The organism is Vibrio sp. 10N.286.52.F8 (genome assembly GCF_041468745.1).
In the GTDB taxonomy this organism is placed as follows: Bacteria; Pseudomonadota; Gammaproteobacteria; order Enterobacterales; family Vibrionaceae; genus Vibrio; species Vibrio crassostreae_C.
Genome location: NZ_JBFRJF010000010.1, coordinates 96,268 through 109,733, shown reverse-complemented (window position 1 = coordinate 109,733; position 13,466 = coordinate 96,268). Strand labels below are relative to the sequence as shown.

General features: G+C 45.3%; 12 protein-coding genes. 10 read left to right on the top strand and 2 right to left on the bottom strand.

Annotation, left to right across the window (positions count from 1 at the left end; translation table 11 throughout):
- Nucleotides 1-66 precede the first annotated feature (66 nt).
- From fabZ to AB4133_RS04545, 10 genes are all read left to right on the top strand, one after another.
- Nucleotides 67-519, top strand: coding sequence for a 3-hydroxyacyl-ACP dehydratase FabZ (gene fabZ / locus AB4133_RS04590; protein WP_009847408.1), 453 nt, complete (start codon nt 67-69; stop codon nt 517-519).
- Between the two features lies 1 nt (nt 520).
- Complete coding sequence (gene lpxA / locus AB4133_RS04585; RefSeq protein WP_017069381.1) at nt 521-1,309, top strand: acyl-ACP--UDP-N-acetylglucosamine O-acyltransferase; 789 nt, start codon at nt 521-523, stop codon at nt 1,307-1,309.
- A gap of 129 nt (nt 1,310-1,438) precedes the next feature.
- On the top strand, nt 1,439-2,635 hold the full coding sequence (gene lpxB, locus AB4133_RS04580; RefSeq protein WP_017069380.1) for a lipid-A-disaccharide synthase: 1,197 nt from the start codon (nt 1,439-1,441) through the stop codon (nt 2,633-2,635).
- A 33-nt stretch (nt 2,636-2,668) separates the two neighbouring features.
- A complete protein-coding gene (gene rnhB / locus AB4133_RS04575) occupies nt 2,669-3,289 on the top strand; it encodes a ribonuclease HII (RefSeq protein WP_017063371.1) in 621 nt (206 codons plus the stop codon).
- A 113-nt stretch (nt 3,290-3,402) separates the two neighbouring features.
- Nucleotides 3,403-6,882: a DNA polymerase III subunit alpha gene (dnaE, locus tag AB4133_RS04570; RefSeq protein WP_372224016.1), complete on the top strand. Its 3,480-nt coding sequence runs from the start codon at nt 3,403-3,405 to the stop codon at nt 6,880-6,882.
- Nucleotides 6,883-6,927: 45 nt separating this feature from the next.
- Nucleotides 6,928-7,887, top strand: a complete 960-nt coding sequence (gene accA / locus AB4133_RS04565) for an acetyl-CoA carboxylase carboxyl transferase subunit alpha (protein WP_017060731.1) — start codon at nt 6,928-6,930, stop codon at nt 7,885-7,887.
- A 124-nt stretch (nt 7,888-8,011) separates the two neighbouring features.
- The gene (gene tilS, locus AB4133_RS04560) at nt 8,012-9,346 is read left to right on the top strand and encodes a tRNA lysidine(34) synthetase TilS (RefSeq protein ID WP_017060730.1); all 1,335 of its coding nucleotides are present in this window, start codon (nt 8,012-8,014) and stop codon (nt 9,344-9,346) included.
- Between the two features lie 46 nt (nt 9,347-9,392).
- Nucleotides 9,393-9,716: a cytochrome c gene (locus tag AB4133_RS04555; protein WP_170791809.1), complete on the top strand. Its 324-nt coding sequence runs from the start codon at nt 9,393-9,395 to the stop codon at nt 9,714-9,716.
- A gap of 130 nt (nt 9,717-9,846) precedes the next feature.
- Nucleotides 9,847-10,185 (top strand): nitrogen regulatory protein P-II, encoded by a 339-nt coding sequence (gene glnB, locus AB4133_RS04550; RefSeq protein ID WP_017063373.1) that lies wholly within the window; start codon nt 9,847-9,849, stop codon nt 10,183-10,185.
- Nucleotides 10,186-10,246: 61 nt separating this feature from the next.
- Entirely contained in the window at nt 10,247-11,089 is an 843-nt protein-coding gene (locus AB4133_RS04545) for an endonuclease/exonuclease/phosphatase family protein (RefSeq protein ID WP_017060728.1), read from the top strand.
- A gap of 106 nt (nt 11,090-11,195) precedes the next feature.
- Here AB4133_RS04545 and AB4133_RS04540 read toward each other — a convergent pair whose 3' ends face one another.
- Nucleotides 11,196-11,882: a YIP1 family protein gene (locus tag AB4133_RS04540; protein WP_017060727.1), complete on the bottom strand. Its 687-nt coding sequence runs from the start codon at nt 11,880-11,882 to the stop codon at nt 11,196-11,198.
- Entirely contained in the window at nt 11,879-13,453 is a 1,575-nt protein-coding gene (locus tag AB4133_RS04535) for a LysM peptidoglycan-binding domain-containing protein (protein WP_017063374.1), read from the bottom strand. The genes AB4133_RS04540 and AB4133_RS04535 overlap by 4 nt, the downstream gene beginning before the upstream one ends.
- Nucleotides 13,454-13,466 lie beyond the last annotated feature (13 nt).

Below are 13,466 nucleotides of genomic sequence, written 5' to 3'. Positions count from 1 at the left end.
GTACAGCGAGTCTTTTTCGTTTATAATCCTTCTAATTAAATAAAGAATATATATAGGAATACGACTTTGACTACTGAACAGACAACGATGAACATTACTGAAATTCAGGAACTATTACCTCATCGCTACCCATTCTTAATGGTTGATCGTGTGACTAGCTTTGAAAAAGAAAAAACACTGACTGCGATTAAGAATGTCTCTGTTAACGAACCTCAGTTCACAGGCCACTTCCCACAACTTCCTGTATTCCCAGGCGTGTTGATCTTAGAAGCAATGGCACAAGCAACAGGCCTTCTAGCATTTAAATCTTTTGGTGCGCCTTCTGGCAACGAGCTTTACTACTTTGCAAGTGTTGATAAAGCAAAATTCCGTAAGCCAGTAGTACCTGGTGACCAACTGGTTATCGAAGTTGAATTCTTAAAAGAACGTCGTGGCATCGCATCGTTTAATGGTGTTGCTAAGGTTGACGGCGTAGTTGTATGTTCAGCTGAACTTAAATGTGCTCGTAGAGAGTTTTAATATGATTCATGAAACAGCGAAAATTCACCCGGCAGCAGTAATCGAAGGTGATGTAACTATCGGTGCTAACGTGACGGTTGGGCCTTTCACTTACATTGCTGGTAACGTGACCATTGGAGACGACACTGAAGTGATGTCGCACGTTGTGATCAAAGGTCACACAACCATTGGTAAAGAAAACCGTATCTTCCCACACGCTGTTATCGGTGAAGAAAACCAAGATAAGAAATACGGCGGCGAAGACACAACAGTTGTGATCGGTGATCGCAACGTAATTCGTGAAGCGGTTCAAATCCATCGTGGTACGGTTCAAGACAAAGCAACCACAGTGATTGGTGATGACAACTTACTTTGTGTTAATGCTCACGTAGCGCACGATGTTATTGTTGGTAACCACACTCACATTGGTAACAACGCTATTCTTGGCGGTCATGTAACGGTTGGCGACTACGCTGGTGTTATGGCACTTTCTGCGATTCACCCATTCTGCTCAATTGGTGCTTACGCATACATTGGTGGCTGTTCTGCAGTTGTTCAAGATGTACTGCCGTACGTGCTTGCACAGGGTAACCACGCGGCTCCATTCGGCCTTAACCTAGTAGGCTTGAAGCGTAACGGATTTGAGAAACCTGAAATTCGTGCACTACAGAAAGCGTACAAAGAGCTATACCGTTCAGGTAAAACACTTGAAGAAGCGAAAGCGGCTTTAGTGGAAATGGCAAAAGAGTTTACTTCGGTAGTTCCTATGCTTGAAATGCTAGAGAACTCTGAGCGCGGTATTATTCGTTAATACTCGATGTGGTTATGTACCAATCCGCGTAAGTATGACAATAATTACTTAATCAGATTGGTATAACAAAAAGATCGCTAATCATTAGGCGATCTTTTTTGTTTTAGGCAAGAAGGGAATTGGAAAACTATGGCACAGCAAGAAACAGCAACCAACAGCACGGACTTTGTTTCGAATGAACCACTGCGCGTAGGTATCGTTGTCGGAGAACTCTCTGGTGACACGCTTGGCGAAGGTTTTATCAAAGCAATCAAATCGCAGTACCCGAACGCTGAATTCGTGGGTATTGGCGGACCAAAAATGAAGGCGCTTGGTTGTGAGTCTCTTTTCGAGATGGAAGAGCTGGCCGTCATGGGCTTAGTTGAAGTACTTGGCCGTTTACCTCGCTTATTAAAAGTGAAAGCAGAGCTGGTAAAGTATTTCACTCAAAACCCGCCAGATGTGTTTGTGGGTATCGATGCGCCTGACTTCAACTTAAGACTTGAACTCGATCTTAAGAACGCCGGCATTAAAACGGTTCATTACGTGAGCCCTTCCGTGTGGGCTTGGCGTCCTAAACGTATCTTTAAAATCGACAAAGCAACCGACTTGGTTTTGGCCTTCCTGCCATTTGAGAAAGCGTTTTATGATAAATACAACGTTGCCTGTGAATTTGTTGGTCACACGTTAGCTGATGCTATTCCTTTAGAACCAAGCAAACAAGATGCACGTGAGCTGTTAGGCTTAGATCAAGACAAGCAATGGTTAGCTGTATTGCCGGGTAGTCGTGGTGGTGAGATGGGTTTGATTGCTCAACCATTTATCGAAACTTGCCAACGTATCAAGCAGAAGTATCCGGATATCAATTTTGTTGTTGCGCTCGTTAACGAACAGCGTAAAAAGCAGTTTACTGAAATCTGGCAATCGACCGCACCTGAGCTTGAATTCACGTTAGTCGAAGATACGGCAACCAACGTGATTACCGCCGCTGATTCTGTGCTCTTGGCTTCAGGTACCGTGGCTCTTGAATGTATGTTGCTTAAACGCCCTATGGTGGTTGGTTACAAAGTAAATAAGCTGACGGGTTACATTGTTAAGAAATTGGCGATCACTGAGTTTGTGTCACTGCCGAATATTTTGGCTGGTGAAGAGATTGTGAAAGAGCATATTCTTGAAGAGTGCCACCCAGACTTTTTGTTCCCGTCTGTCGATAAAATGCTATCAGCCGATAACAGTGCCTTGATCGAACGCTTTACCGAGATGCATCACTGGATCCGTAAAGACGCAGACAAACAAGCCGCTAACGCAGTATTGAAATTGATTGACCGACCTTTTGTTGAAGCATAAAGCGCTTACTTACAGAATATTAAGAGATTAGTTATGGCAGTAAAAGAGAAAAAAGAGCTTCCTCCATTTGAATACCCGCAAGGCTACCAGCTGTTTGCTGGCGTGGATGAAGTAGGACGTGGCCCTTTGGTTGGCGACGTGGTGACTGCTGCGGTTATCCTCGATCCAAACAACCCAATTGAAGGCTTGAACGACTCAAAGAAATTATCTGAGAAAAAGCGTCTTGCGCTGCTTCCAGAAATCAAAGAGAAAGCTTTAGCGTGGTCTGTCGGTCGTTGCTCTCCACAAGAAATTGATGAGTTGAATATTCTGCAAGCGACGATGGTAGCTATGCAGCGCGCTATCGCAGGTTTGAGCGTTCAACCTGATATGGCGTTGATAGATGGAAACCGTGTCCCAGAACTGCCGATGGATGGTCTTGCGATTGTGAAGGGTGACTTGCGAGTGGCTGAAATCAGTGCGGCGTCTATTATCGCAAAAGTCGTTCGTGACCAAGAGATGGAAGATCTTGATAAACTTCATCCAGAGTTTGGTTTTGCTAAGCATAAAGGTTACCCGACCAAAGCGCATTTCGAAGCGATTGAAAAACATGGTGTAACCGAGCATTACCGCAAGAGCTTTAAGCCAGTAAAACGTATTCTTGGTATAGATTAGAGCTTTACGTTAACTAGAGCTTGGCATCTAATAAAGTTGCTAACTTGTATTAGAAAAAAATAGAATACACACAGTTGTAATCCTAGGCTCAAACCTAGAACTCAGGAAAAATAATGTCAGATCCAAAATTTGTTCACCTACGCGTACACAGTGATTTTTCGATGGTGGATGGCCTATCTAAGGTGCCACCATTAGTTAAAAAAGTCGCTGAAATGGGTATGCCTGCTCTAGCATTGACCGACTTTACTAACCTATGTGGCTTGGTGAAATTTTACGGTACTGCCCATGGGTGTGGGGTTAAGCCAATTATTGGTGCTGACTTCTTGATGCAGTCTCCGGATTTTGGCGATGAATTAACCAAGCTCACTGTTATTGCAACGAATAATAAAGGTTATAACAACCTAACATTATTGATTTCAAAAGCTTACCTTCGTGGTCATGTTCAACATCAGCCTGTTATTGATAAAGAGTGGCTGATTGAACATGCCGAAGGCCTGATTCTTCTATCGGGAGCAAAAGAGGGTGAGATTGGTAAGGCGCTGCTGAAAGGCAATCGAGAGTTGGTTGCAAGCAGCGTTGAGTTTTACAAAACACATTTCGCAGACCGTTTTTACCTTGAGCTGATTCGTACTGGGCGCCCGGATGAAGAGTCTTATCTGCACTTTGCGTTGGAACTGGCTGAGCAGGAAGACTTGCCTGTTGTTGCAACCAACGAAGTAGTATTCCTAACTGAAGACCTGTTTGATGCCCATGAAATTCGTGTGGCGATTCACGACGGTTTTACAATGGTTGATCCACGTCGACCGAAAAACTATAGCTCACAACAATACTTGCGTAGTGAAGAAGAGATGTGTGAGTTGTTCTCAGACATCCCTGAAGCACTGGAAAACAGTGTCGAAATTGCTAAGCGTTGTAACGTAACAGTTCGACTGGGCGAATACTTCTTACCTAACTTCCCAACGGAAGGTTTGGCGATTGAAGACTTCTTGATTAAAAAATCAGAAGAAGGCCTTGAGCGTCGTTTAGCGTTTCTATTCCCTGATGAGAAAATTCGAGCTGAACGCAGACCGGAATACGATGAGCGACTCAAGATTGAGCTCGAAGTTGTCAACAATATGGGGTTCCCGGGTTACTTCTTGATCGTAATGGAGTTCATCCAGTGGTCAAAAGATAACGACGTACCAGTAGGTCCGGGTCGTGGTTCTGGTGCCGGTTCTTTGGTGGCTTACGCATTGGATATCACCGATCTTGATCCACTTGAATATGACTTGCTGTTCGAACGTTTCTTGAACCCAGAACGTGTATCTATGCCCGATTTCGATATCGACTTCTGCATGGATAAACGCGACCAAGTTATTGATCACGTAGCCGAGATGTACGGTCGTGATGCTGTTTCTCAGATCATCACCTTTGGTACCATGGCGGCAAAAGCGGTAATCCGCGATGTAGGCCGTGTATTGGGCCACCCGTTTGGTTTCGTCGATCGAATTTCAAAGCTTGTACCGCCAGACCCGGGTATGACGCTAGAGAAAGCATTCCTTGCTGAACCTGCATTGCCAGAGCTTTACGATGGCGATGAAGAAGTTCGTGAGCTGATTGATAAGTGTCGCATCCTTGAAGGTTGTACGCGAAATGCCGGTAAGCACGCAGGTGGTGTTGTTATCTCACCCACCACGATCACCGATTTTGCGCCAATCTATGCCGATGCAGAAGGTAACTTCCCAGTAACGCAATTCGATAAGAATGACGTTGAAACCGCCGGTTTGGTTAAGTTCGACTTCTTGGGTCTACGTACTCTGACCATCATCGATTGGGCGTTAGGCCTTGTAAACCCTCGCCTGAAGAAAGAAGGCAAAGAGCCGGTTCGTATCGAGTCGATTCCTCTTGATGACCAAGCGTCATTTAACCTATTACAAAATTCTGAAACCACCGCGGTATTCCAGCTGGAATCGCGTGGTATGAAAGACCTGATCAAACGTCTACAACCGGACTGTTTTGAAGATATTATCGCATTGGTAGCTTTGTTCCGTCCGGGTCCTCTGCAATCAGGCATGGTAGATAACTTTATCGACCGTAAGCACGGCCGAGAAGCGGTTTCATACCCAGATGAAACGTGGCAGCACGAATCGCTTAAAGAGACACTAGAACCTACGTACGGCATCATCCTGTACCAAGAACAGGTAATGCAAATCGCACAGATCCTCGCTGGTTATACGCTTGGCGGAGCGGATATGTTGCGTCGTGCGATGGGTAAGAAAAAGCCAGAAGAGATGGCAAAGCAGCGTGGTACCTTTAAAGAGGGCGCTGAAGCCAATGGTGTTGATGGCGAACTGGCCATGAAGATCTTTGACTTGGTAGAGAAATTTGCGGGCTACGGCTTTAACAAATCTCACTCCGCAGCATATGCACTGGTTTCTTATCAAACGCTATGGCTGAAAACGCACTACCCAGCGGAATTTATGGCTGCGGTAATGACGGCAGATATGGATAACACCGAGAAGGTTATTGGCCTTGTTGATGAATGTTTCCGTATGAAGCTCAAGCTTTTACCACCAGATATCAACTCAGGTTTATACCGTTTCAATGTGGATGAAGATGGCGCGATTGTTTATGGCATCGGTGCGATCAAAGGGGTCGGTGAAGGCCCTATTGAAGCGATCATTGAAGCGCGAAATAAAGGCGGTTACTTTAAAGACTTATTCGACTTCTGTGCACGCCTTGATCTGAAGAAGGTCAACAAACGTGTTATCGAAAAGTTGATTCTATCCGGAGCCTTAGATAGATTAGGTCCTCACCGAGCGGCAATGATGGCATCTTTGAAAGATGCGGTGAAGGCGGCGAGTCAACATCATCATGCCGAGTCTTTTGGTCAATCTGATATGTTTGGCGTGTTGACCGACGCTCCGGAAGAGGTTGAACACAAGTATACCCAAGTGCCTAAATGGCCTGAGAAGGTTTGGCTTGAAGGTGAACGTGAAACGCTTGGTTTGTATTTAACGGGTCACCCGGTTAACGCTTACATCAAAGAGTTAGCGAAATACACTAGCTGTCGTTTGAAAGATGCCACGCCAACGCGTCGTGACCAATCACTAACAATTGCAGGCTTGGTGATTGCTGCGAGAGTGATGACGACGAAGCGCGGCACGCGAATTGGTTTGATGACACTTGATGACCGTTCGGGCCGAATGGAAGTGATGTTGTTCTCGGATGCGCTCGATCGCTACGCAGAATTGCTCGAAAAAGACAAAATTGTGGTCGTTTCCGGACAGGTCAGCTTTGATGATTTCAATGGCGGGCTTAAAATGTCCGCGCGCGAGGTCATGGACTTAGGAAGCGCCCGTGAGAAATATGCTCGTGGGGTGTCGATATCTATCGACCAATCCCAAATTAACGGTCAATTTTTTGAACGCTTTAGTCAAATCTTAGAACCTTATAGAGCCGGAACGGTCCCAGTCAATGTATACTACCAGCGTGCCGACGCTAGAGCGCGGTTAACATTGGGCACAGAATGGCGCGTGACGCCAAGTGATACATTACTAGACGAATTAAAACAGCTGCTTGGAAATAGCCAAGTAGAACTCGAATTTAACTAAAATTTAGCTTCGCGAATGCGGAGCTGAATCAACAAGGATTCATAGATGAGCCTGAACTTTCTAGAATTTGAAAAGCCTATCGCTGAACTTGAAGCAAAAATCGAAGCGCTACGTGACGTTTCGCGTCACGGTGGTGACACAGCGGTAGATCTAGACAAAGAAATCGAACAACTAGAGAAAAAAAGCTTAGAGCTTAAACAGAAAATCTTTAGTGACTTAGGTGCATGGCAGGTAGCTCAACTTGCTCGTCACCCTCAACGTCCTTACACCAAAGATTACCTGGAGCATGCATTCACAGAGTTTGAAGAGATGGCGGGCGATCGCGCTTACGCTGACGACAAAGCTATTGTGGGTGGTATGGCTCGTCTAAATGGCCGTCCTGTTATGGTTATTGGTCACCAGAAAGGTCGTGAGACTAAAGAGAAAGTGATCCGTAACTTTGGTATGCCAAAGCCAGAAGGTTACCGTAAGGCGCTACGTCTAATGGAAACTGCTGAGCGTTTCAACATGCCTATTATTACTTTCATCGACACAGCGGGCGCATACCCAGGTGTTGGTGCTGAAGAGCGTGGTCAATCTGAAGCTATCGCTAAAAACCTAAAAGTGATGGCTGGCCTTTCAGTTCCTGTTATCTGTAACGTTGTGGGTGAAGGCGGTTCTGGTGGTGCACTAGCGATTGGTGTTGGTGACTACGTGAACATGCTTCAGTACTCTACGTACTCAGTAATCTCTCCAGAAGGTTGTGCTTCAATCTTATGGCGCGATTCAGATAAAGCACCACAAGCAGCTGAAGCGATGGGCCTGATTGCTCCTCGTCTTAAAGAGCTTGAGCTTATCGACGAAATCATTCCTGAGCCTCTAGGTGGCGCGCACCGCGACCCTGCACAAACCGCTCAAAACATGAAAGACATGTTAGTTAAACAGCTAGAAGAGCTAGAGCAGTTTGATAACGAAACGCTGCTTGAGCGTCGTTACCAGCGTCTAATGAGCTACGGCTACTGCTGATAACTTGCCTTAGCGATAAGGCTAGCTATACGAACAAATGATGAAAGGGTTGGACTCAGTGCCAACCCTTTTTTATTATTAAAACATTATCCCTTAACACACGATCTCTTGGTTTATTAGCCTCATGACACACTTAATTGATACCTTCACATCTGTACTTGATCAAAGCGCGCTTAAGCCTTGTCGGTTGATCGTCGCTTTCAGTGGTGGTGTCGATTCACGAGTGTTGTTGGAGTTGGCTGCCCAATTCGCTAAGTCCCATCACATCGATTGCTGTGCGGTACATGTTCACCACGGCTTAAGCAACAATGCTGATTATTGGGCAGAGCAGTGCAAAACATGGTGTGATGCTTTGTCGGTATCCTTGTTCATTGAACGAGTCTCGCTAGATATTAGCCGTGGAGAAAGCGTTGAAAAGCTGGCTCGAGACGCGCGATACCAAGCCCTTAAAAAGCATATTAGACAAGGTGATGTGTTAGTGACAGGCCAGCACATCGATGACCAAGTCGAGACCTTCTTGTTAGCTCTTAAGCGTGGCAGTGGTCCGAAAGGGCTCTCTTCAATGGCGAAAGTGATGCCATTTTCAGGTGCTCATATCGTTCGCCCACTGCTGTCGGTGACGAGAACGGATATTGAAGTGGCGGCGCGCGATATGGCTTTAACTTGGGTAGAAGATGAGAGTAATCAAGACGTTCGCTTTGACCGTAATTTTATTCGTCATCAAGTCACTCCGACACTGACCGAGCGTTGGCCTAGTTTTCGAGAATCGGTCAGTCGTAGTGCTCAGCTATGTGCAGAGCAAGAGTTACTGTTGGATGAGTTGTTAGAATCTCACTTACAACAAGCTTTGACTGAGAAGCACAGCTTAAGTATTGAGGTATTATCTCAGTACTCTGATTTACTGCGTGCACGCTTATTAAGAATGTGGCTGAGCCGCTGTAATCAACCGATGCCGAGCCAAAAGCAGCTCAAACTTATATGGGATGAGGTGGCATGTGCTCAGGCAGACGCCAACCCTAAGCTGGTGTTGAATGAGGTTGAGGTTAGACGTTTTAATCATCAGCTCCATGTCGTAAAAGAGACCAAAGACTTGTCGAACTGGCAAAGTGATATCTCGATGGAAGAGAGCTTAGTTTTGCCTGACGGTTTAGGGGAACTACACTTAACTTCAGCGGCGAGTGATGGTGTATCTAACCACTGTGATGCGCAACATTTTAGTCTCAACACAACGAGAGGAACACTGCGAGTGATATTTAACCCTGAGGGATTGTCAGCACACCCTGTTGGGCGCGGTCATAGCAGGAAGCTTAAGAAGTTGTTTCAAGAGTACCAAGTACCCAGTTGGTTAAGACGCAGAACGCCGATATTAATGGATGGCGATCGAGTGATCGCTGTTTTAGGCTTATTCGTAGATAAAAACTACGAAGGTCAAGATTGTGAAGCGCTTTGGAGCAAGTAGAAAAAGTTTATGTCACAATTCACCGTCACTTTAATAAAAATAATTAATGGAATATGCAATGAAGAAAATTACACTAGGATTAGTTCTTGGATTTGGACTATTGAGTGGTAACGCTCTGGCGGCTGATGTTGCTGCGGGTCAAGCTAAAGCAGCAATCTGTGCGGCATGTCATGGTGCAGACGGTATCGCAGTGATCCCTGGCTATCCAAACCTTAAAGGTCAAAACGAGCAATACATCGCTTCATCAATTAAGGCCTATAAGAATGGCCAGCGCACCGGCGGTTTGGCCGCTGTAATGCAGGCTCAAGCTTCAATGCTGAGTGATGAAGACATCGCGAATCTAGCCGCTTACTACGCAAGCCTTAAGTAAAACCTTCTCAAAGCGCTGATTAAACAAGATGATAAATTTCGAGCCAGAGCTTTAAAGCTCTGGCTTTTTTCATTGAATGTTTACTATAGCTAACCGATAATGAGCCATTCGCACAGTTTAAGGGATGAACATGAAAAAGATTGAAGCCATTATCAAGCCATTCAAACTTGATGATGTACGTGAAGCACTTGCAGAAGTGGGTATTACGGGTATGACAGTATCTGAAGTTAAAGGCTTTGGACGTCAAAAAGGTCATACTGAGCTATACCGCGGCGCAGAGTACATGGTCGACTTTTTACCTAAAGTGAAACTAGAAATCGTTGTGACCGACGAAGTGGCTGACCAATGTGTTGATACCATCATTGAGACGGCTCAAACAGGTAAAATTGGTGACGGTAAGATCTTCATTACTGAAGTTGAACGTGTGGTACGTATTCGTACTGGCGAAGAAGACGAAGACGCCGTATAAAAAAACTATTACCCTAAAAGGAGCGTTTATCGCTCCTTTTTCATCTCTGGTAGGGTGCTGTATGTTTAAGAAAACCATCATTGTTATCACGTTATTGATAACGCTTGCTGTCGTTAGTTTTCATTTTATCTTCGTGATCCCGAATAAACCCAACCTGATCATTTCCTCTCAAAGTACCAGTAACGACATCTACAGTTGCTACCAAAACTCTGCACCGAAAGCGATTGATGTGTCTGATGGCTTAGACATTACGGTGTGGAATATCTACAAGCAAAACCGAAATAATTGGCAGAGTGAGTTAAATAAGCTGTCGGCAGGTAGCGATTTAGTCTTGCTGCAAGAAGCTAGTATGACAGAAGGACTTCGCCAATGGGTAATGAGCGGACAGTGGGGAAGCACACGTGTTAATGCGTTTGAGGCCTTTGAGCAAAGTGCTGGGGTACTCAACCTAGCAACCCATTTACCGATTGAAGCGTGTGCTTATACTCATGAAGAACCTTGGCTTCAACTGCCTAAATCGGCGCTTTGGTCGCGTTACCAACTAAACAATGGCGAAGAGCTGGCTGTGATTAATATCCACGCTGTGAACTTTACCTTTGGTACGGAAGATTACGAGGCTCAGCTCAAGAGCTTAACTGACAATCTGCAAAAGTATCGTGGGCCGGTTATTTTTGCTGGGGACTTTAATAGCTGGAGTGAAGCTCGCTTTGCTGTATTGAAAGATGCGTTGGAGAAGGTTGGTTTGACGGAAGTTGCCTTTGAGCCAGATAACAGAACTCAGTTCATTACAGGACTGGTGCTCGACCATGTGTTCTATCGAGGGCTAGAGGTAGAAAAAGCAAAAGCGCCCATTACGGACGCTTCTGATCATAACCCTATGCGAGTGACCTTTAAGGCTAAATAGTGATTAGCTATTAGTCATTGGAACTTAACCATTCGCACGGTGGTTACCTTGGGAAATCTAACGGAACAATAGGCTAGAGAGTCTTCGCTAGCCTTATCTCTTCTACTTAAAAGATTAAAATGTAGAGCGCCCAGATTAGGTAGTAGCCAACCCATGGTAAGCCTGAAATCACAAGCGCTTGCCCGCGTTCAAACTCAGTCCACGTTAATACCGCAGCATAACCTAGCACGATGTACCATGGCAGAAGCAGTGGTAATGAGCTAGCAAACTGTGACCAATCATTAGTTAGCGGTAACTTGATCAAGCCATTTAAGCTGTTCAAGTCGGCAGCGTAGTTCATCACATGTCCATGCTTGAGTATCAGGCTTGCGTAGCTTGCTACATCACCTAAAACAGCTGGGAATATAACAACCGATGCCGCTGCAAACCATCGCCAAAAGCTGTGCTGATGTTGGCTTGGCTTGGTTGCTAGGTTAAACCAGAATGCCAATAGAACGATGGTTAATGTTCGGCCAAATACGTCGCTGATGATTTCACTTGCGAGTAAGGTATTGCTGTCAAGTAACGCCAATTGGTCAGGGTTCGTTTGAGCCAGTTGCTGCGAGAGCTCTGCACTTAACCATGCAAAATCTACATTCGAAAAATAAGCACCCCAAAACAAAAATGGGCTGAGCATTAATACGACGTAGGGTTGCCATCCCCAAGCACTTCGTTGATAAAGCGCTAAGAAACAAGCTGTTGGCGAACGGAATATATCCAACAGCATGACGAGTGGGTTACTTGACGGGTTCATACACTTACCTTAGTTACATCAACATACAGCTTCAGTTTTTGTCCTGGCTGTAGGTATTTTTTGTTCTGCAAAGTGTTCCATTTTACAACATCTGTACTTTTTACTTTGAACTTTGATGCAATACCGCTGACTGTGTCACCTGATCTTACGTTATAAAAGATCGTACGGATGATGGCGCCGTCTGAGCCGTTCTTCCAAATGACCAGTTCTTGACCAACTCTAAGCGTGTCGCGTGGTCCCATGCCATTCCACTTAGCCAGTGATTGATGAGAGACCTTATTTGCGCGTGCAATCGTCCATAGGCTGTCACCACTTCTTACAGTATGGCTGAGCTTATATTGACCACGACTCTTCGACTGTGTGCTTGCTAGGCGGTTTGAGGCGCTTAGGGCGTATGTCTTGTCGTCTTTGGTGGATGTTGGGATAAGTAAGTGCTGGCCAATACGAATATTGTTGTTGCTCAAACCGTTTGCAGAGCGGATCACTTTGCTGGTGGTGTTATATTTGCTTGCCAGTACGCTAATGCTGTCACCAGATTGAACCTTGTAACGCACCAACTTCATGCCTTTGCCTTTATTGGCAGCGACTTCTTTGTTGAATTTCTCAACTGAATCTAAAGGAAGTAATAGTTGTTGGTGTTTCTCTGGTGCCGTTGCCCATTGGTTGTAAGCCGGGTTGTAACCTTGAAGTTCTTTGACAGGAATGCCTGCGTAGTTCGCAGCAATGGCTAAATCAAGCTGTTCTTCAGGGTTAACCAGAGTCAGCACTGGCTTATTCGGGATCGCCGGAATATCGATGCCATACTTTTCTTGGTTGGCAATGACATCTGCTAGAGCAAGCAGTTTAGGTACATAGCTGCTGGTCTCTTTTGGTAAGTCCAAAGAGAAAAAGTCGATTGGCTTGCCAAGCTTCTTGTTCTTGCGGATTGCGCTGTTTACTCGACCACCACCACTGTTATAGGCAGCAATCGCATGATTCCAGTCGCCATCGAAACGTCGGTTAAGATCTGAGAGGAAGTCCAATGCGGCGTCGGTAGAGGCGGCAACATCGCGGCGGCCGTCATACCAAAAGTTCTGTTCAAGCCCGTAGTCTTTGCCAGTGCCTGAAATGAATTGCCATAGACCAGCAGCACTGCCATGAGAGTAGGCAAACGCATCGAAAGAGCTTTCTACAACGGGTAGTAGTGCCAATTCTAGTGGTAAGCCTTTTTCTTCAATCTTAGTCGTGATCAGATACAAGAAAGGTTCAGCACGCTTTGATACTGTTTTTAGATGACTCGGGTGCTTGAGATACCAAGTTCGGTAGTAGTCGACCTTCTTTTGGTCTGGCACTTCCATTTCAAGTTGCATCGCAATGCGTTTCCAAACATCTTCTTGTGTTTGTGGAGTAACGACAGGTGCTTCAACTTTTTGATCTTCTTTGGCTGTTGCTTCTGATGAAACGTTCGCTTGAGAAACTTCTTTAGTAGGAGATGTGTTGGTTTGCTCGGAAGCTTGGTCTGGATTCTCTGACTGAGTTAATTGGCAACCAGAAAGTAGTAATACCAAAGCCCAGCTGTACTTAACTCGCATGTTACAGCCTTTT